This window comes from Mesorhizobium sp. M0761, from assembly GCF_040320205.1.
Lineage (GTDB): Bacteria > Pseudomonadota > Alphaproteobacteria > Rhizobiales > Rhizobiaceae > Mesorhizobium.
Map to the genome: position 1 here is coordinate 85,088 of NZ_JAMYPF010000012.1, position 18,537 is coordinate 103,624.

Genomic DNA, 18,537 nt, shown 5'->3' on the forward strand with positions numbered 1-18,537 from the left:
GGCATTCAGGTCTCCCGGGCATTCAGGCCACCCAGCGCGAAAACAGCGATGTCGACAGCGCCCGGCCGGCGGATTGCTCGCGGATGATCAGTTCGCCTGATTCAACGGTGCCGCCCATGCCGGCAAAGGTGTCGCGCATCAAGGCATGGATGGCGAAGAAGGAGGCGCGGATGGAATAGGCGGTCAGCACCACGGTGAGCGGTTTCGGCGTCAGGATCGCGCGGCAAAGATCGGTCAGGCCGGGCAGGTCCTCGAACAACTGCCAGACCTCGCCCTTGGGGCCGCGGCCATAGGCGGGCGGGTCGTACAGGATGATGTCGTAGCGGCTGCCGCGGCGCTCTTCGCGCTCGGCGAATTTCACAGCATCGTCGACGATCCAGCGGATCGGCTTGCTGCCGAGACCGGCCATTTCCTGGTTTTCGCGCGCCCAGCCGACCGCCTTCTTGGAGGCATCGACATGGGTGACCTCGGCACCGGCGCGGGCGGCTACGAGAGACGCGAGCCCGGTATAGCCGAACAGGTTCAGCACCTTGACCGGGCGGTTGGCCGCCGCGATCAGGCTGGCCATATGGTCCCAGTGCGAAGCCTGCTCGGGGAAGACGCCGACATGGCGAAACGAGGTGAAGCGGCCGAGATAGTCGATGCCGTCATGCTTCATCGGCCAGGTCTCGCCCAGCGGTACCTTCGGGAACCGCCAGCGGCCGATGCCTTCCTCGTCGGTGTCGCCGGTGAAGATGGCGTCGGCTCGGTCCCAGTCCCTGGCGGGCAAGGCCTTTTGCCAGATCGCCTGTCCCTCGGGCCGCACGATGCGGTAGGGGCCGTATTGTTCGAGCTTCTCGCCGGCACCGCTGTCGAGCAGTGCATAATCCTGATTGGGCGCCACTTCGAGGATCACCGGCAGGCGCTCAGTGGGCAGGATGCCTTCGCGACGCGCCAGGATACGGGGGGCGGGCTTCGGATCAGACCGGTCGTCCGGTTTTGTTTCGTGGCGTTGCTGTCTGGCTTCGGGTCGGATTGGTACGGTCTCCGGCTGCGGCCGCGCATGTTCGGTCCTGCCTTTTGCGGGCGGACGGTTGTCGCGGCGTTTGTCGCGAAAAGACTTCAAGCAGGAGCGTCTCCGGAGGCGGCAGGCCGCTTTTGGCATAGGGTCACCGGCTGCGCAAACAAAATGGTCCAGCGTGCGAATGTCTGAGGTGGTGGACCTCGCTGAGGAAACAGGCAAATCTCGAATCATGTCCCGTTCCGAACGCCTGCTCGACCTGATCCAGATCCTGCGCCGGCATCGCCGGCCGGTGAGCGGTCGCACGCTTGCCGGCGAGATGGACGTTTCGATCCGAACGCTCTACCGCGACATTGCCACGCTGCAGGGGCAAGGCGCGCCGATCGAGGGCGAGGCTGGGCTGGGCTATGTGCTGAAACCCGGCTTCATGCTGCCGCCACTGATGTTCACCGACGAGGAGATCGAGGCCATCGTTCTGGGATCGCGTTGGGTTGCCAGACAACCGGACAAGCGGCTGTCGGCCGCCGCCACCGACGCGCTGGCCAAGATCGCCGCTGTGCTGCCGGATGATCTGCGCGAGGACCTCGATGCGACCGCGCTTTTGGTCGGGCCGCACGGCGATGCTGTCGAAAGCATCGACCTTGGCCTGGTGCGCCAGGCGATCCGCAACGAGAGAAAACTCGGCTTTCTTTACCGCGATGCCGGCGGCGCCGCCTCCGAGCGCTTGATCTGGCCATTCGCGCTCGGCTTTTTCGACAAGGTGCGGGTGGTGGTGGCCTGGTGCGAGACGCGGCAGGATTTCAGACATTTTCGCGCCGACCGGATGTCGGGGCTCAACACCACGGATATCCGCTATCCACGTCGTCGGCAGGCGCTGCTGAAGGAATGGCGCGCGACGCTGGACGCACCGAAGCGCCAGCCCGGCGCTTAATGCTCCTTTCTACGCCCTCGCAAGCCGCTGCTGCCAGAATCTGACAGTGGGGTCACCTATGCTCCTCCAATCGAAACCCTGGAGAGCAGACATGAACACCCCCAATTTCGTCATCCTTTATGTCGACAGCCCGGAGCGGAGCGGCGCCTTCTACGGTGCGCTGCTGGGACGCCAGCCGGTGGAGACGTCGCCGACCTTCGTGCTGTTCGTGCTCGACAATGGCTTCAAGCTCGGCCTGTGGTCGCGCCACACCGTGGAGCCGGCGGCCGCAGCCGCGGGCGGCGGTGCGGAGCTCGTCTTCGCGTTGGACCGGCCTGATGCGGTGGACGCCGCTTACACGGACTGGGCAGGACGCGGCTTGACCATTCTGCAGACGCCGACCGACATGGACTTCGGCCGCACCTTCGTTGCGCTCGATCCCGACGAGCACCGGCTGCGCGTCTACTGGCTGAACGACGGAGAACAGGCCAATGGGGAACAGGCCAATGGAGAACAGAAATGAGTGCCCACTGGATCGCGGTCGCTTCCGCCGAACATGTCCGGCGCGGCCGCGAGGCCGGCTTCATGCAGGTCAACCACGGGAAGGCGGCACCTTTGCGCCGCATCAAGCCCGGCGACGGCATCATCTACTACTCGCCGACCACAATTCTGCGCGAGAAGGACGGCCTGCAGGCTTTCACGGCAATCGGCACCGTGCGCGAAGGCGAGCCTTACCAGGGCGACATGGGCGGTGGCTTCACGCCGTTCCGCAGGGATGTCGAATGGGCCAAGGCCGAGGAGGCGCCGATCAAGCCGCTGCTCGAGCAGCTCGACTTCACCGCGGGCAAATCGAACTGGGGTTATCAACTGCGCTTTGGCCTGTTCGAAATTACGGCGCATGATTTCGCGCTGATCGCCGAGGCGATGGGCGCTGCCATGAAGGCAGGCTGAAGCATCCAGCCGCTGATCGGCAAGGCACCGTGACAAGGCTGCTGACACCAAGTTGTCAGCAGCCTTGTGCGACAAGCGATTGTCTTCAGATAGCGTCGCGCTTGCCCCAGGAGAATAAGATGGACTTCGTCTCGATCCGCATCATTACCGATCAGATCAAGCCCTTGGTGGCATTCTACGACACGATCACCGGGCTTACCGCAACCTGGTTCACAGACGATTTCGCCGAACTGGCAACGCCGTCCTGCACACTGGCGATCGGCAGCACCCGCACGCTGGCCCTGTTCGGAACTGATGTGGCGCAGCCGGCCGCCAATCGCTCAGCGATCATCGAGTTTCGCGTCGCCGATGTTGATGCTGAGTACAGCAGGCTGGCGAAAATTATCGGCGATTTCGTACAGACGCCGACGACGATGCCATGGGGTAACCGGTCGCTGCTGCTGCGCGATCCCGATGGCAATCTGGTGAACTTCTTCACCCCGGTCAGCGCGGAAGCGATCAGGAAGTTCGATCGCAGAACCGGCGCAGACGCTACTGCTTGAGCGCGTTGTAGACGGCAATGCCGGCGGCAAGGTCCTCAAGCGCGGCGCCGACCGACTTGAACAGCGTGACCTCAGTGGGGCTCTGCCGGCCCTGTTTTTCCCCGCGCGCCAGCTCATGCAGATCGGCGACGATGGCTTCCGGCTTCAGCACGCCGGAGGCGAGCGGCTGGACGATGTCGCCGGCTTCCTTGGTGGCGCCGGCGCGGGTGTCGACATAGACGCGGGCGCGCGCGATCGCGTCGTCGTCGCTCTCGCGCATGGTCGGCGTGAAGCCGCCGACCAGATCGACATGCGCGCCCGGCTTGAGCAGCGCACCCTTGACCAGCGGCGTCGTCGTGATCGTCGCCGATGAGACGATGTCGGCCTCGGCGAGTTCGGCGTCGAGATCGCTTGCGGCCTCGGCGTTGAAACCGTCCGCGCGCAAATCAGCCGCGACCTTTTCGGCATTGGCGGGCGTGCGGTTCCAGATGCGGATGGTCTTGATCGGCCGCACCGCGGAGTGCGCCTTGGCGAGGAACGGCGACAGCGCGCCGGCGCCGACCACCAGAAGCCGCGATGCGTCCTCGCGGGCGAGATAGGAGACGGCCAGCGCCGAGGCGCAAGCGGTGCGCCACTGTGTCAGCCGTTGGCCGTCGATCAGCGCTTCGGGCTCACCGGTGGCGCCGTTGAGCAGGAGATAGAGCCCCATCACCGCCGGTTTGCCGATGGCGTTGTTGTCGGGCGATACGGTGACGATCTTGACGCCGATATGACCGCCGACCGACGTGCCGGCCGCATGGAAGTCGGTCCACGCCGGCATCAACAGCAGCGTGGAAGTGGCACCGTCGGGCCGTTCGACTCCGTGATGATGGCGGACGGGTTGCACAGCACCCTCGCGGAAGGCCGCGCGCAATGTCTCGACCAGCCCGGGAAAGGTCAGCGCCTGGTCGACAGCGTCGGCCGAAATGGTCAGCATGCAAAACTCCGCGAAGACAAAAGCTTCGGCTTCAGGCCGTTGGCTTCGGCAGCGCCGGACCCTGGCCCGAGCCTTGCGGTGCGGCGGGTACCCGGCTGACCGCCTGGCGCAAATTCTCGGCCTCGACCCCGCGCTGGCGCGCCAGCTTGCGGTAGCGGCCCTGCTTGACCCAGGTCGCCAGGCTGCCGACGACCATGCCGATGGCGAGCGCCACGAACAGGAAGATGAACAGCGGCAAGGTCAGCGTCAGTTTCGGATTGCCGGGGTTGAACGGGTCGAGCGTGAAGGCGACCAGCTCGCGGTTGGCGACGGCCAGCGCAATCAGGATGACGGCGAGCGGCACGAAGACCACGATAAGTATGAAGCGGTTCAACATAGAGATTCCCTGGAGAAGGCAGGCCTTGATAAGGTCGGCGCGTGGTCCGCGCCTACTTGCCGCCATTCAGCCTTTCACGCAATTCCTTTCCGGTCTTGAAGAACGGCACCCACTTCTCCTCGACCTCGACGGATTCGCCGGTGCGCGGGTTGCGGCCGGTGCGGGCAGGGCGATTCTTCACCGAAAAAGCGCCGAAGCCACGCAACTCGACCCGATTGCCTTCCGCCAGGGCATCGGTGATCTCGTCGAAGATCGCTCCCACGATGTTTTCGACGTCGCGCAGGAAAAGATGCGGGTTGCGCGTGGCAATGATCTGCACAAGCTCGGATTTGATCATCAGAAAGGTCCCCGTGAAAGCGCTGCGGTCAAATTATCAGGATGATTTTATTTGCTTTTTTACTCGCCCCAACCGGCAGATCAAGGGTGCCAGACGGAAACGAGACCGTCAAGAAACAAGCGATCCGCGCCAATTTCGTGAAGCACGTCGCTGCCGGCCTCCGACAGGCCGAGCGCGCTGCCGACGCTGCGCGCTATTGCTTTCGAGAACAGGAAGCCGCCACGCCGCTCGGTGTCCTTCCATTCCACCACCTTGAGCTTGGCGTCGACACCCTTGGTCGCCAGCCAGTCGATCGCCACGCTCTCGCCGCCGACAGCGTCGATCAGACCGTTGGCAAGGCCCTGGCGGCCGGTGAAGATCGAGCCGTCGGCAAGGGCCAGTGCCTGATCGCGGGTCATTTTGCGGCGCTCGGCGACGATGCCGACGAACCAGTCATAGCTGTCGAGGATGAGCTTGCGGACCATGGCTCGCTCGTCTTCATTGGTCGGCTTGAAGGGCGAGGGCGATGCCTTCAGCGGCGAGGATTTCACTTCCTCGAGCTTGATGCCGACCTTGTCCATCAGACCGCTGACATCGGGATACTGGATGAGCACACCGATCGAGCCGACGATCGACGTCTTGCGGGCAACGATATGGTCGCTGGCACTGGCGATCATGTAGCCGGCCGATGCGGCCAGCGTGCCGACCTCGGCCACCACCGGCTTGTCGGCGGCAAGCTTGCGCACCTCCTCGTAGATCGATTCGCCGCCGACCGTGGTGCCGCCGGGCGAATCGATCGCCAGGATGACGCCCTTGACCTGCGAGGACGTGCGGATGGTTTCCAGCCGCTTGATCAGTTCCTCGTCTTCGGTGATTGTGCCTTCGATCCTGACCTTGGCGATGTGGTCGACGGAAGAACCGCCGAGGTCGCCGCCATAGAACCAGCTTGCAAGCGCAATCACCCCAAGGGCCACGACGGCAATGGCGGCGCCGCGCCAGAAGGTCAGCTTGCGCCGCAAGCGGCGGCGGTCGATCAGGTCGTCGGCTCTCAGTGCCATGGTCTGCCTCACAGTCGGTGGGAAGCGATGCTTTTAAAGCAAGCGTCCGCGCCCGGCTACCTCTTCCTCAAGGGCCTGCGACGAAGCGACCTTCACGACGGAGGCATTTCAGGAAAAAATGACGCGGCGCGTTCGTTTCTGCTATGAAGTGACGAAATTGTGTCGCCTGAGTTCCGTCTGTAAAACAGCGGCCGTCACATTTTTGCGGTTTTCCTCCGCTTGTGCTTGCTTGCGGGGGCCGGCAACCCACCTATAGCAGGTGTTTTGGCGGACAAGGGTTTATTAGAAGTCAGTCATGCTTGCGCGATCGAACGAACCGACCAATGCCGATGCGGCCTTGGCGCCCACGGCGCCAGCGGGCACGCGCGGCGACGCCTTCGACCGCGCCCAGCGCCACTCGCGCCGCGTGCGCGTGCTTAAGTTTGCCGTGCCGGTGCTTGCCGCCGGGATCGCGGTTGCGTTTCCGGTCTATTCCTATCTGGCGGCGCCGATCAACATTTCGATACAGGCAGACGGCACCGCTTTCGCGGATGGCAAGCTGGTGATGGCCAATCCGAAGCTCAACGGCTTCACCAAGGACAAGCTGCCCTATTCGCTGACGGCCTTGCGCGCCATCCAGGATGTCGGCAAGCAGGACATCATCGAACTCGAAGGCATCCATGCCAAATTGCCGCTGACGGCCGACAATGTGGCGACCGTCGACGCCAAGCGCGGGATCTACAACAGAAACGCCAACACGATGGACATGACCAGCGACGTTACCGTCACCACCACCGACGGCGTCGCTGCCATCTTCAAATCGGTCTTCCTCGATATGGGCAAAGGCTCTATGAAGACAGGTGATGCGGTCGATGTCAGCCGTAACGGCTCGCGGATCACCGCAGGTTCAATGTCGGTCGAAGACAATGGCAAGGTCATCGTTTTCGAGAACAAGGTAAGCGTTCACATCGATCCGGCCACTATGAAGGCGGCAGAGGCAAAGAGCGGAGAAACGAATGCGTCCCAGTAATTCGGCACGGCTTGTCGCCGCAGCTTCGGCCTTGCTGTTGCTGGGTATGGCGCCGTCCTGGGCTCAGTCCAGCGCCAGCAGCCAGTCCGGGCTCAAACTGTCGGGCGACCAGCCGATCCAGATCGAGAGCGACAAACTTGAGGTCCGCCAGGCCGACAGCATGGCGCTGTTCAGCGGCAACGTCACCGTCACGCAAGGGCCAACGCTGCTCAAGGCCGGCAGCATGGAGGTCTACTACGTCAAGGACCCCAACGCCGCCAAAGGTGCTGCCGCCGGCGCTTCGGCGATGACCGGTTCGGCCAATATCGACCATCTGGTGGTCAAGAACAAAGTCTACATCAAGTCGAATGACCAGATCGCCACCGGCGACAACGCCACGTTCGACATGAAGACGCAGGTGCTAGTTCTGTCGGGCAAGGAGGTCGTCTTGTCCCAAGGACCCAACGTCCTCAAGGGCTGCAAGCTCACCGTGCAGATGAAAAGCGGCCTTGCTCAGGTCGATGGCTGCGGCGGGCGCGTCATCATGTCGATGACGCCGCCACCGAAATCCGAGGCCCCGAAGCCCGAATGACTGGCGTGTCTTCGCTGCTGACTCGCCTTCCGGGACGGGCGGCCAGTAAACTTGCAGCACCGGCCACAGTCACCGTTGATTCCTCGAAGTTCAAGGGCACCCTGATCGCCAAGGGTCTGACCAAGAGCTACAAGGGCCGCAAGGTGGTCAGCGGTGTCACCATCGGCGTGCGCGCCGGCGAGGCTGTCGGGCTGCTCGGGCCGAACGGCGCCGGCAAGACCACCTGTTTCTACATGGTCACCGGCTTGGTGCCGGTCGATGAGGGCACGATCGAGATCGACGGTTTCGACGTCACCTCGATGCCGATGTACCGCCGCGCCCGCCTCGGCATCGGCTATTTGCCGCAGGAAGCCTCGATCTTCCGCGGCCTGAATGTCGAGCAGAACATCCGCGCCGTGCTCGAAGTGGTTGAGAAGGACCGCAAGGTGCGCGAGCGCAATCTCGACGAACTGCTCGAGGAATTTCACATCAGCCATCTGCGGAAGTCGCCGTCCATGTCGCTGTCGGGTGGCGAGCGGCGGCGTCTTGAGATCGCCCGAGCTTTGGCGACGCGCCCGGCCTACATGCTGCTCGACGAGCCGTTCGCCGGCATCGACCCGATTGCCGTCGCCGACATCCAGCAGCTGGTTCGTCATCTAACGGCGCGCGGCATCGGCGTGCTGATTACCGACCACAATGTGCGCGAAACGCTCGGCCTCATCGACCGCGCCTACATCATCCATGCCGGCCAGGTGCTGACTCATGGCCGTGCCGACGAGGTGGTGGCGAACCCCGATGTGCGCCGGCTCTACCTCGGCGAAGGTTTCACGCTCTGAGCGTGAAATTTGTTTCCTGACGTGATTTTTGCCGCCCCGCCGGGCTTTTTTCTCCGATTTTGCGTGAGATAATGCTTCGGTAGGGGCCTTTTGCCATCGTTCGCCTTGACAAGCAAAAGCCGGGCCAGTTTCTATGGAAGGTCGGAAATATTCATTTTCCGGCAGCTTCTGATGTGTAGGCTTCCGGGTGCAGAAGGGCGTTTGAAACCGAACCATGGCGTTGGCGGCGAAACTACAGCTACGACAATCCCAGTCGCTGGTGATGACGCCGCAGCTGATGCAGTCGATCAGGCTGTTGCAGCTCACCCATGTCGAGCTCGACCACTTCATCGACGACGAGATCGAGCGCAATCCGCTGCTGGAGCGCGCCGAGCCCCAGGATGACGCCGCAAGCGACCAGGTGCAGAAGGGCGATGCCGCTCCTGAGCCTGCCGCCGATGGCGACTGGTTCGAAAACGAGACGGCGTGGAGCGCCGAAGCGATCTCCGACAAGCTCGACAGCTCGCTGGAAAATCTGTTCCCCGACGATCCCGGCACCAGCGAGCGGCTCGGCCCGGACCTGACGGCGCAGTGGAAGTCGGCCACCGGCAATAGTTCGTCCGGTTCTTCCGAAGGCTTCGACGTCGGCGACATGGCCGCCGCAGCGATCACGCTGCGCCAGCATGTTGGCGAGCAGATCGCGCTTGCCTTTGCCGATCCGGCCGCAAGGCTGATCGCAGCCGAACTGGCCGACGGCCTGGACGAGGCCGGCTATCTGCGCGCCGATCCCGCCGAGATCGCCAAACGGCTCGGCGCCGATCAGGCGATGGTGGCCAATGTGCTGGCAGCCTGCCACACATTCGAGCCGGTCGGCCTGTTTGCGCGCGACCTTGCCGAATGCCTGTCGCTGCAGCTTGCCATGCGCGATCGTCTCGATCCGGCGATGAAGACGCTGATCGGCAACCTAGAACTCCTGGCGCGGCGCGATTTCCAGACGCTGAAGCGGCTTTGCGGGGTCGACGAGGAGGATCTCCTCGACATGCTGGCCGAAATCCGCGCGCTCGACCCGCGCCCGGGCATGGCGTTTTCGGGCGGCGCCAGCGACGCCATCGTCGCCGATGTCGAAGTCCGCGCCGCCAATGACGGCAGCTGGACGGTCGAGCTCAATGCCGAGACGCTGCCGCGCGTGCTTGTCGATCACATCTATTTCGCCCAGGTCTCGCCGCATGCGAAGAATCAGGCGGAGAAGGATTTCCTGGCCGAATGCCTGCAGAATGCCAACTGGCTGACGCGCAGTCTCGACCAGCGGGCAAAGACGATCCTGAAAGTGGCGTCGGAAATCGTGCGCCAGCAGGACGCTTTTCTCGTCCATGGCGTGCGTCAGCTCAGGCCGCTCAACCTGCGCACGGTGGCCGATGCCATCGGCATGCATGAATCGACCGTCAGCCGGGTGACGGCCAACAAATACATGCTGACGCCGCGTGGCGTGTTCGAGCTGCGTTATTTCTTCACGGCTTCGATCGCGGCGTCGGGCGGCGGTGATGCGCATTCCTCGGAAGCGGTGCGCGACCGCATCAAGCAGCTGATCGACGAGGAAAAGCCCGCCGATGTGCTGTCCGATGACGCAATCGTCGATATGTTGAAGGAAAGCGGCGTCGATATTGCCCGGCGCACGGTGGCCAAGTACCGGGAGGGTATGAATATTCCCTCGTCGGTGCAGCGGCGGCGTGAAAAGCGCGCTCTGGCGAGCGCGGGGCGCTAGGTCTGCTTGCCCGGCAAGGCTTTTGCTATGGCTGGATTCCACAACTTTCCGAGCTTAAAGCGCATCGCGCTGAAACGGATTCATACGACGCGCTTTAAGTCTTTGTTTTGATGCATGTCGTTGTCCCAGAACCGCAGCGCACTTCTGGGCGACATGCATTAATTGACAAGCTGCAATGAAGTGTCTAGAAGCCCGCCCGCATGAGACGGGCTCGCGGCCCGCATGCGGATGGTCCGTCACGATGAAGGCCACGGGACGGCCAAGAAGGCGGATTGTGATCAACCGGAAAGTTCGGATCTAAAATCGGCGCGAGTTGACGCCGCAAAGCTTGTGCGCACGGATCACGAGTATAAACTCTGGCCAGTTTGAAGCCTGAGCAAGGAAGGTCAGTTTTCAGATGAAATTGCGCATATCGGGTAAACACATGGATATCGGCGATGCGTTGCGTACGCGCATTACCGATCGTGTCGGCGAGGCGATTGGAAAATATTTCGATCGCGGTTTTTCAGGGCACGTCACGGTCATCAAATCGGGGTCGCGTTACTCGGCCGATTGCATGATCAGGCTGGATTCCGGCGCTTCGCTGCAGGCAACCGGCGATTCCCAGGATCCGACACTTGCCTTCGAGGCGGCCGCGGACCGCCTCGAAACCAGGCTGCGGCGCTACAAACGCCGTCTGAAATCGCACAATTCAGGCAATGGAAATGGCGAAATCACCGACATCGCCTATACGGTGATGGCGCCGCTGACCGATGACGATGAGGACATTCCGGAGGACTACGCCCCGGCCATCGTCGCCGAATCAACCATGACGCTGCAGACCATGTCGGTGGCGTCGGCGGTTATCGAACTCGACACCAAGGACAGCCCGGTTTTCGTCTTCCGCAACGCCGGAAACGACCACCTCAACATCGTCTATCGGCGGCCCGACGGAAATATCGGCTGGATCGACCCGTCGACGACCAAAGTCGCACAGGCGTGACGACAACGACAATGGTCGCACAGGTGACGACAATGGTCTCGCGGAGATAATAGCCAGCCGCGCGAGGGGCGAGGACTGGCGACGGCAGGCGAATAAGGGATTTCAAATATGGATCTGAGCGATCTTCTCAACGTTCCGGCGATCTTGCCGGCGTTGAAGGCGAACTCCAAAAAGCAGCTTCTGCAGTTGCTGTCCGAGAGAGCGGCGGCGATTTCCGGCATTCCGGAGCGCGAAGTGTTCGACACCATCCTGCAGCGCGAACGGCTGGGCTCCACCGGCGTCGGCAACGGCATCGCCATTCCGCACGGCAAGCTCGCCGGGGTGAAGCGCATCGCCGGCGTCTTTGCCCGGCTGGAGACGCCGGTCGATTTCGAGGCGCTGGATGACCAGCCGGTCGATCTGGTGTTTTTGCTGCTGGCCCCGGAAGGCGCCGGCGCCGATCACCTCAAGGCACTGTCGCGCATCGCCAGGGTTTTGCGCGACGCCGACACGGTGGCCAAGATCAGAGGCACGCGCGACGCGGTCGCCATCCACGCGCTGCTTTCGGACACGCAGGCGTCGCACGCCGCCTGAAGTTCTTCGGATTTAAGTCTTCCAGGGGCCGCCGAAGGCGGCCCTCTCCATTTCAACCGTCAGCAGTCGCCTTAGTGAATGGCGACAGTGGTCAGGTCGTTTTCCATGGCGCCGGCCAAAGCCCTGTCTTTCGCATCCGAAAGCAGGATCGGCTGGCCGTTGGCGGCAAACAGCGCCCACAGCACCATGCCGGGCGCGATTTCGCCCAGATTGGGGAAGCGGCCGAGCAATTCGTCGCTCGAGACCTTGCGCAGATAAGCGACCGAGCCTTCGCCGAGATGGGCGAATTCGCCGCTGGTCATGATGATGGTTTCGTCAGTTCTGGTCATTTCAAGCCTCCTTGGCGCGAGGACGCCGCTCAAGGCCATCCCGCATGAGAGCCATCGGTAAAGATCAGTCTTTCACCGATATATTTATTTTCCGTACCAGCCGTTCGGTATCCGGCCGATCGAGATCGATCGACAAAAGGCCGTTCTTCAGTTCCGCTGCGATCACCCGCATGCCGTCGGCCAGCACGAAACAGCGCTGGAACTGGCGCGCGGCGATGCCGCGGTGGAGGAATTCGCGCTCGGTGTCGTCGGTTTGACGGCCGCGCACGACCAGCTGGTTTTCCTCCGTGGTGACATCGAGATCGCTTTCGGCGAAACCCGCGACAGCCAGCGTAATGCGCAGCCTTTCGGCCTTGCCGTCGGCACCGCTGAGGCGCTCGATGTTGTAGGGAGGATAGCTGTCACCGGATTTCGCCAGTCGTTCCAGGGTCTTTTCCATGGCATCGAAACCAAGGAGAAGCGGGCTGGAGAAGGGCGTCATTCGGCTCATGTTACACTGTCCTCTTTGGAGCGACATAAACTGGAAAAACCCGGATGGCATTTTTCCCGATGGTCTTGATATGGTCCGCGCCGCGGCCAAGTTCAAGCCGCTGAACACCCCCGCCAAAAAGACTCCCCCGCATAAGGAAATGAAATGCCCCAGACCCGCAAGATCATCATCGACACGGATCCCGGCCAGGACGATGCCGTCGCCATATTGCTGGCGCTCGGCAGCGCCGAGCTGGAGATCGTCGGCATCTCTGCTGTTGCCGGCAACGTGCCGCTGAAATTGACCGAAAAGAACGCCAGGAAAATCTGCGAACTGGCGGGACGGCCCGATATCAAGGTCTATGCAGGCGCCATCCGCCCGTTGGCGCGCGAACTGGTCACCGCCGAGGAAGTGCATGGCAAGACCGGCCTCAACGGCCCGCAACTGCCAGATCCGAAGATGAAGCTGCAGGGCCAGTATGCGGTCGACTTCATCGTCGAGACCCTGATGAAGGAAGAGGCCGGTACGATCACCCTGTGCGCGCTCGGCCCGCTCACCAATGTCGCGCTGGCGCTGATCCGTGAGCCGAAGATCGCGCCGCGCATCAAGGAAATCGTACTGATGGGCGGCGGTTTCTTCGAAGGCGGCAATGTCACGCCGACCGCAGAATTCAACATCTATGTCGATCCGCAAGCCGCCGACCTGGTGTTCAAATCCGGCATTCCGATCGTCATGATGCCGCTCGACGTCACCCACAAGGCGCTGACCACGGCCAAGCGCACGCAGGCCATCCGCCAGCTCGGCACCAGGGTCGGCACCGCGACGGCCGAGATGCTGGAGTTCTTCGAGCGCTTCGACGAGGAGAAATACGGCACCGATGGCGGCCCGCTGCACGACCCCTGCGTCATCGCCTATCTGTTGAAGCCGGAGCTGTTCAAGGGCCGCAACTGCAACGTCACCGTCGAAACCACCTCCGAACTCACCATGGGCATGACCGTGATCGACTGGTGGGGCGTGACCAAGCGGCCGAAGAACGCCATGGTGATGCGCGACATCGACCATGACGCCTTTTTCGCGCTGCTGGTGGAGCGGTTGGCTCGGCTTTAGCTCTGTCTTTCCTTTCTCCCCATTGTGGGTTCCGAAGGGACGGGGCGAGACAAGTGGCTCGCCCCCGGGCGGTGTCGCCGAAGGCGACGGATGTGGGGTGTTCCAGGGAACGCCCACGTCTCACTCCGCTGGAACACCCCTCATCCGTCTCGGCGCTATCGCGCCGATCCACCTTCTCCCACAGGGGAGAAGGAAGGCGCCGCCGCCGTTCACTTTGCAAATCGATAGAAGACCATTCCATTCTCGCGCGTGACGCGCTCCAATCTTGCCGGCGCGCCGATCAGATGCGGGAGGTCGTCTTCGACAAGAATGGACGAACCGGTTTCGAGTGCAACCAGATAAAGCGTGCGGCCGTTGTCCGAATGGGTACTTTTGACCGTTGCGTCGATTGGCTCGACCGACCGGATGGGGCTCGCATCATTCGTCCATTTGTAGAGAGCCGAAGGAACCATCACCGCAAACAGGACGACGACCAGAACCACGCCGGGCGCGTCCCTTTTTATGCCAGCGTAAGTCCATGACATCGACGTGAATCCCCCACGCCGATTCATGTGGTGGCGTAAAGGCAGACTTTCAATCAGCCTTTCTATTCCGGCTCATACTGCATCGGGGATACCCGTTCGCGGTTGTTACTTCGCCTTCGAAAAAGCCAGCCACAGGCCGCCGCCGACCAGAAAGCTGCCGCTGATCCTGGACATCAGCTTGATGCGGCTGGCCGAGAGCAGGCGGCCGGCGCGGCTGGCGGCGAGCGCATAGGTGGAATCCGAGGCGGCGGCAAAGATCATCGCGGTGAGGCCCATGACGACGATCTGTAGCGTGTAATTGCCCTGCGGGGCGATAAATTGCGGGAAGAAGGCGCCGAAGAACACCAGCGTCTTGGGGTTGCTCAGCGCCACGAGCAGGCCCTGCAGGAAGAAGCCGCCGCGCGGCTTTCTCGCGGTGCCGTCGGCATTCAGCGCGCCCTTGGAACGGAACATCTGCACCCCCATCCAGATCAGATAGGCGGCGCCGACCAGGCGTACCCATTCGAACCAGTGGCCCATGCCCGATATCAGCGTGTTGAGGCCGATGCCGACAATGGCGATCATGATGGCAAGCCCGGCCTGCGTGCCGGCGACATTGGCAAGGCCGGCGCGGTAGCCATGGCGGATGCTGTTGGCGATGATCAGCGTGACAGTCGGACCGGGCACCAGGATGATGACGATGCAGGCAAGGACATAGGCAGCGTAGAGTTCCAGCGACATGGGGATTTCCTCGAGGATGCGCTTAGGCGGCTGGCTGCAATCAATGCATGGCGGCGGGGCTGGTGCAAGCCGGTCGCATACCGTGCCGCCCCTCGCGTCAGGACGCCCCAGCCTGCCAAGGCAAGGTCGCCTCATAGGCCGCTCCGGCCCTTAGCACGGCGAGGTCGCCGCGCGGCCGGCCGATCAGCTGCATGCCCAAGGGGCGGCCTTTGTCGTCGAAGCCGACCGGCACGTTGAGCGCCGGACAGCCGCCGAGCGTGGCGAAGGCCGAAACCTGCATCCAGCGATGGTAGCTGTCCATGGTCCGTCCGGCGACCTCACTTGGCCAATGCGTGCCGACTTCGAAAGGAAACACCTGCGCCGTCGGCAGCGCGATGAGATCGAAGTGCTCGAACAGCGACAGCAGCGTCCGGTGCCAGGAGGTGCGGATGACCGAGGCCGCGCGGATCTGCGGCGCCGTCAGCCGCATGGCGTTCTCCACCTCCCAGACGGCTTCCGGCTTCAGCAGCGCGCGCTTGTGCGGGTCGTCATAATGGACTTTCAGCGCCGAGCCGCTGCTCGCCTGCCGCAGCGTCACGAAGGCTTGCCACAGTGCCTCGAAATCGAAATCCGGCAGCAAGGGCTCGGTCAGGAAGGATGCCTCCGCGAAGCGGCCGAGTGCGGCCTCGCACAGATCGAGGATGCCAGGCTCTACCGGCAGGTGACCGCCGAGATCACCGAGCCAGCCGATGCGGCCGCCGCTTGCCGGCGTTGCCAGCCCTTCGAGGAATGAGCCGGGTTTCTCCCAAGACAGCGGCGCGTGCGGGTGGTAGCCCGCCTGCACATCGAGTAGCAGCGCCATGTCGCTGATGCTGCGGCCCATCGGCCCGTCTATGCCCATCTGAGCATGAAAGACTTCCAGGTCCGGCCCTCCGGGGACAAGGCCCTGCGACGGGCGGAAGCCATAGACATTGTTCCACGCCGCCGGATTGCGCAGCGAGCCGCCGAAATCGCTGCCGTCGGCGACCGGAACCATGTCGAGTGCAAGGGCGACCGCAGCGCCGCCGCTCGACCCGCCTGCGGTGAGCGCCGGATCGAAGGCGTTCAGCGTCGGGCCGAACACGTTGTTATAGGTGTTGGATCCCAGCCCGAATTCGGGAACATTGGTCTTGCCGATGATGATGGCGCCGGCCTTGCGGATGCGCTCGACGAAGAAATCATCCTCCTGCGGCACGAAATCGGCGAAGATCGGCGAGCCGAAACTGGTCGTCAAGCCGCGCGTCATGGCGAGGTCTTTTATCGCCATCGGCAGGCCAAACAGCGAGCCGGCCGGCCCGCCTTGCGCTAGATGCGCGTCCGCCGCGTCGGCCTCGCGCAGGATGTCGGAGCGCTCGCGCAACGAGACGATGGCATTGACCAGCGGGTTTACCGCGTCGATGCGGTCGAGGAATGCGGCTACCAACTCGCGCACGGACAGGCGGCGCAGCCGGATCGCCTCGGCCAGGTCGACAGCGGACATCCGGCAGATGTCGCCGGCGGGGGGCATGGCGTGCTTCGTTGCGGGGCGCAGGGCTGTCATCCGGCGTTGTTGCGCAGGGCGGTGTCGACATCCGCCGCCAGCGGGATGGCCGGCTGGGCGCCGGGCTTCAGGCAGGCGAGCGAGCCGGCGGCTGCGGCGCGGGTGAGAGCCTGCTCCAGCGGCAGGTTGGACGCCAGCCCGGCGGCGAGATAACCGCAAAAAGTATCGCCGGCCCCGACGGTGTCGACCGGCGTGATCTTCAGCGCCGGCACGGTCAGGAAATCCTCCGGGGTCGCCGCCAGCACGCCGTCGCCGCCGAGCGTGACGACGATGGTGTGGCCGGTCTTGCCGGCGAAGTCACGCATGCGTGCCGGGCGGTCGCGGCCTTTCAGCGACAGCGCCTCGCCGTAAAGGTCGAATTCGGTTTCGTTGGCGACGGCGTAGTCGGCCTTGCCGAGCAACGCTGCCGCCTCGCTACGGAACGGCGCGGTGTTGAGCACGGTGACGGCGCCGGCGGCGCGTGCGGCGTCAAGCGCTGCATCGACGGTCTGCAGCGGGATCTCGTGCTGCAGCAGGACGACGTCGCCCTTCGCAAGGAAAGCCTTGGCGAGATCGCCGGGCAGCACCGAATCATTGGCGCCCGGCACGACGGCGATGACATTCTCGCCATCGGCGCCGACGAGGATCAGCGCCGTGCCGGTGGAGGCGAAGCTCTGGCCGACGCCGGAGAGATCGACCTTGCCGGCAACGAGCAAAGCGAGGGCTTCGGTTGCGAAATTGTCCTTGCCGACGGCGCCGACCATGCGCACCTTGGCGCCGGCGCGCGCCGCAGCCAGCGCCTGGTTGGCGCCCTTGCCGCCGGGCGCGGTGGCGAAGCCGGAGCCGCGGACCGTCTCGCCCGGCGAAGGCAGGCGGTCGACATTGGCGATAAGGTCGAGGTTGATCGAGCCGACAACGATGATCAAGAAAGCCTCCTGCGGAATGCGCGGGAAGCTAACCTGTAAGCCGGCGGCTTGCCAGAGCGTGCGGATGTTTTGCGCCGGGAGCTCGCAAAAAGAACAACACCGGCGAAGGGATTTCGCCGGTGTTGTTTGATGCGGGCAGCTTCAGGACGCGGTCTGGCCCGCTTCCCAACCGAGGATGGCGCGTTTGCGGGTCAGGCCCCAGTGGTAGCCGGTGAGTGCGCCGGACTTGCCCAGCGCCCGATGGCAAGGGACGACGAAGGACAATGGGTTGGCGCCGACCGCCGCCCCCACCGCCCGGCTGGCGTTTGGCGCGCCGATCCTGGAGGCGATCGAGGAATAAGTGCAGGCCTTGCCCATCGGGATCCTGAGCAGCGCGTCCCAGACGCGCAGCTGGAAGTCGGAGCCGATCATCACCACGCGCAGCGGCTGGTCGGCGCGCCACAATGTCGGATCGAAGATGCGCGCCGCATAGGGCTGGGTGGCGCTCATGTCCTCGACATAGGTGGCGTTCGGCCAGCGGCCCGACATGTCGGCGATAGCCGCCCGCTCGCCGCCCGGATCGTTGAAGGCGAGCCCCGCAAGGCCACGGTCGGTGACCATGATCAGGGCGATGCCGAAGGGCGAGATGTGGTAGCCGTAGCGGATGGTCAGGCCAGCGCCGCGCGTCTTGTAGTCGCCCGGCGACATCGCTTCATGGGTGACGAACAAATCGTGCAGCCGGCCGGGGCCGGACATGCCGAGTTCGAACGATGTTTCGAGGAGCGGCATGCCGGAATCGAGCAGTTTGCGGGCATGGTCGAGGGTGACCGCCTGCAGGAAGGCTTTTGGCGATAGGCCGGCCCAGCGGGTGAACAGCTTTTGCAGGCCCGTGGGTGTCTCGCCGACATCAGCGGCCAAGGCTTCCAGCGAGGGCTGGTCGCGATAGTCGAGGCTGATCTTCTCGATGGCGCGGCGCACGACCTCGTAGTCGCTGCCCTTGGGGGTGATGTCGTGCTGCAGGATCGCTGTCGGTTTCATCTGCGTATTCGTGGTCATCTGGGCGTTCATGGCAATATCTCCTTGACCGCGAATATCGGTCTTTCCGCCCCTTGCAACCACCCGAAACTTGCCTTGTTGCCGCCTGTTC

General features: G+C 63.5%; 23 protein-coding genes. 11 read left to right on the forward strand and 12 right to left on the reverse strand.

Features of this window, described 5'->3' with window-relative positions; translation table 11 throughout:
• Window positions 1-22: 22 nt before the first annotated feature.
• A complete protein-coding gene (locus NKI32_RS20050) occupies window positions 23-1,105 on the reverse strand; it encodes an RsmD family RNA methyltransferase (protein WP_353003298.1) in 1,083 nt (360 codons plus the stop codon).
• Between the two features lie 127 nt (window positions 1,106-1,232).
• Between NKI32_RS20050 and NKI32_RS20055 the strand changes: the two genes are divergently transcribed.
• From NKI32_RS20055 to NKI32_RS20070, 4 genes are all read left to right on the forward strand, one after another.
• Window positions 1,233-1,931, forward strand: coding sequence for a helix-turn-helix transcriptional regulator (locus NKI32_RS20055; protein ID WP_023700107.1), 699 nt, complete (start codon window positions 1,233-1,235; stop codon window positions 1,929-1,931).
• A gap of 91 nt (window positions 1,932-2,022) precedes the next feature.
• Window positions 2,023-2,433: a VOC family protein gene (locus tag NKI32_RS20060; protein WP_023740837.1), complete on the forward strand. Its 411-nt coding sequence runs from the start codon at window positions 2,023-2,025 to the stop codon at window positions 2,431-2,433.
• Window positions 2,430-2,861 carry an EVE domain-containing protein gene (locus NKI32_RS20065; RefSeq protein ID WP_023714121.1) on the forward strand — a complete coding sequence of 144 codons (432 nt, stop codon included), beginning with the start codon at window positions 2,430-2,432 and terminating at the stop codon, window positions 2,859-2,861. Before NKI32_RS20060 ends, NKI32_RS20065 begins: the two co-directional genes overlap by 4 nt.
• A gap of 119 nt (window positions 2,862-2,980) precedes the next feature.
• A complete protein-coding gene (locus NKI32_RS20070; protein WP_023714120.1) occupies window positions 2,981-3,403 on the forward strand; it encodes a VOC family protein in 423 nt (140 codons plus the stop codon).
• Here NKI32_RS20070 and lhpI read toward each other — a convergent pair.
• From lhpI to sppA, 4 genes are all read right to left on the reverse strand, one after another.
• Window positions 3,393-4,358 carry a bifunctional Delta(1)-pyrroline-2-carboxylate/Delta(1)-piperideine-2-carboxylate reductase gene (lhpI, locus tag NKI32_RS20075; protein ID WP_023751410.1) on the reverse strand — a complete coding sequence of 322 codons (966 nt, stop codon included), beginning with the start codon at window positions 4,356-4,358 and terminating at the stop codon, window positions 3,393-3,395. The genes NKI32_RS20070 and lhpI overlap by 11 nt on opposite strands.
• Window positions 4,359-4,389: 31 nt before the next feature.
• Window positions 4,390-4,734 (reverse strand): lipopolysaccharide assembly protein LapA domain-containing protein, encoded by a 345-nt coding sequence (locus NKI32_RS20080; RefSeq protein ID WP_023698203.1) that lies wholly within the window; start codon window positions 4,732-4,734, stop codon window positions 4,390-4,392.
• 52 nt (window positions 4,735-4,786) lie between these two features.
• Window positions 4,787-5,071, reverse strand: a complete 285-nt coding sequence (locus NKI32_RS20085) for an integration host factor subunit beta (protein ID WP_006200394.1) — start codon at window positions 5,069-5,071, stop codon at window positions 4,787-4,789.
• Window positions 5,072-5,151: 80 nt separating this feature from the next.
• A complete protein-coding gene (gene sppA / locus NKI32_RS20090; RefSeq protein WP_023820573.1) occupies window positions 5,152-6,108 on the reverse strand; it encodes a signal peptide peptidase SppA in 957 nt (318 codons plus the stop codon).
• 295 nt (window positions 6,109-6,403) lie between these two features.
• Here sppA and lptC point away from each other — a divergent pair, with 295 nt between their 5' ends.
• The 6 genes from lptC (at window position 6,404) to ptsN (ending at window position 11,799) form a co-directional block, all read left to right on the forward strand.
• Complete coding sequence (gene lptC / locus NKI32_RS20095) at window positions 6,404-7,117, forward strand: LPS export ABC transporter periplasmic protein LptC (RefSeq protein ID WP_023669748.1); 714 nt, start codon at window positions 6,404-6,406, stop codon at window positions 7,115-7,117.
• Window positions 7,104-7,688, forward strand: coding sequence for an LptA/OstA family protein (locus tag NKI32_RS20100; RefSeq protein WP_023683069.1), 585 nt, complete (start codon window positions 7,104-7,106; stop codon window positions 7,686-7,688). The genes lptC and NKI32_RS20100 overlap by 14 nt, the downstream gene beginning before the upstream one ends.
• Entirely contained in the window at window positions 7,685-8,503 is an 819-nt protein-coding gene (gene lptB, locus NKI32_RS20105) for an LPS export ABC transporter ATP-binding protein (RefSeq protein WP_023669746.1), read from the forward strand. The genes NKI32_RS20100 and lptB overlap by 4 nt, the downstream gene beginning before the upstream one ends.
• Window positions 8,504-8,717: 214 nt before the next feature.
• Window positions 8,718-10,244, forward strand: a complete 1,527-nt coding sequence (gene rpoN, locus NKI32_RS20110; RefSeq protein WP_023683070.1) for an RNA polymerase factor sigma-54 — start codon at window positions 8,718-8,720, stop codon at window positions 10,242-10,244.
• A gap of 397 nt (window positions 10,245-10,641) precedes the next feature.
• Window positions 10,642-11,226, forward strand: a complete 585-nt coding sequence (gene hpf / locus NKI32_RS20115; RefSeq protein ID WP_023751408.1) for a ribosome hibernation-promoting factor, HPF/YfiA family — start codon at window positions 10,642-10,644, stop codon at window positions 11,224-11,226.
• A gap of 108 nt (window positions 11,227-11,334) precedes the next feature.
• The gene (gene ptsN, locus NKI32_RS20120; RefSeq protein WP_023669743.1) at window positions 11,335-11,799 is read left to right on the forward strand and encodes a PTS IIA-like nitrogen regulatory protein PtsN; all 465 of its coding nucleotides are present in this window, start codon (window positions 11,335-11,337) and stop codon (window positions 11,797-11,799) included.
• A 71-nt stretch (window positions 11,800-11,870) separates the two neighbouring features.
• Here ptsN and NKI32_RS20125 read toward each other — a convergent pair whose 3' ends face one another.
• Together NKI32_RS20125 and NKI32_RS20130 are read right to left on the reverse strand one after the other, a co-directional pair.
• Window positions 11,871-12,128, reverse strand: coding sequence for a BQ00720 family protein (locus NKI32_RS20125; RefSeq protein ID WP_023686566.1), 258 nt, complete (start codon window positions 12,126-12,128; stop codon window positions 11,871-11,873).
• A gap of 64 nt (window positions 12,129-12,192) precedes the next feature.
• Window positions 12,193-12,618: an Hsp20 family protein gene (locus NKI32_RS20130; RefSeq protein ID WP_023669741.1), complete on the reverse strand. Its 426-nt coding sequence runs from the start codon at window positions 12,616-12,618 to the stop codon at window positions 12,193-12,195.
• Between the two features lie 144 nt (window positions 12,619-12,762).
• On the opposite strand from NKI32_RS20130, the gene NKI32_RS20135 reads away from it, so the two are divergent.
• Window positions 12,763-13,704 (forward strand): nucleoside hydrolase, encoded by a 942-nt coding sequence (locus NKI32_RS20135; protein ID WP_023698210.1) that lies wholly within the window; start codon window positions 12,763-12,765, stop codon window positions 13,702-13,704.
• Between the two features lie 209 nt (window positions 13,705-13,913).
• Here the strand turns inward: NKI32_RS20135 and NKI32_RS20140 are convergent, their stop codons facing one another.
• The 5 genes from NKI32_RS20140 to NKI32_RS20160 all read right to left on the reverse strand — a co-directional run bounded on the left by NKI32_RS20140 (window position 13,914) and on the right by NKI32_RS20160 (window position 18,458).
• Complete coding sequence (locus tag NKI32_RS20140; protein ID WP_353003301.1) at window positions 13,914-14,186, reverse strand: hypothetical protein; 273 nt, start codon at window positions 14,184-14,186, stop codon at window positions 13,914-13,916.
• A 147-nt stretch (window positions 14,187-14,333) separates the two neighbouring features.
• Window positions 14,334-14,948 carry a LysE family translocator gene (locus NKI32_RS20145; protein ID WP_353003303.1) on the reverse strand — a complete coding sequence of 205 codons (615 nt, stop codon included), beginning with the start codon at window positions 14,946-14,948 and terminating at the stop codon, window positions 14,334-14,336.
• Window positions 14,949-15,045: 97 nt separating this feature from the next.
• Window positions 15,046-16,506: an amidase gene (locus NKI32_RS20150; RefSeq protein ID WP_353003305.1), complete on the reverse strand. Its 1,461-nt coding sequence runs from the start codon at window positions 16,504-16,506 to the stop codon at window positions 15,046-15,048.
• On the reverse strand, window positions 16,503-17,411 hold the full coding sequence (locus NKI32_RS20155; RefSeq protein WP_023710821.1) for a ribokinase: 909 nt from the start codon (window positions 17,409-17,411) through the stop codon (window positions 16,503-16,505). The genes NKI32_RS20150 and NKI32_RS20155 overlap by 4 nt, the downstream gene beginning before the upstream one ends.
• A 141-nt stretch (window positions 17,412-17,552) precedes the next feature.
• Complete coding sequence (locus NKI32_RS20160; RefSeq protein ID WP_353003307.1) at window positions 17,553-18,458, reverse strand: methylated-DNA--[protein]-cysteine S-methyltransferase; 906 nt, start codon at window positions 18,456-18,458, stop codon at window positions 17,553-17,555.
• Window positions 18,459-18,537: the final 79 nt, after the last annotated feature.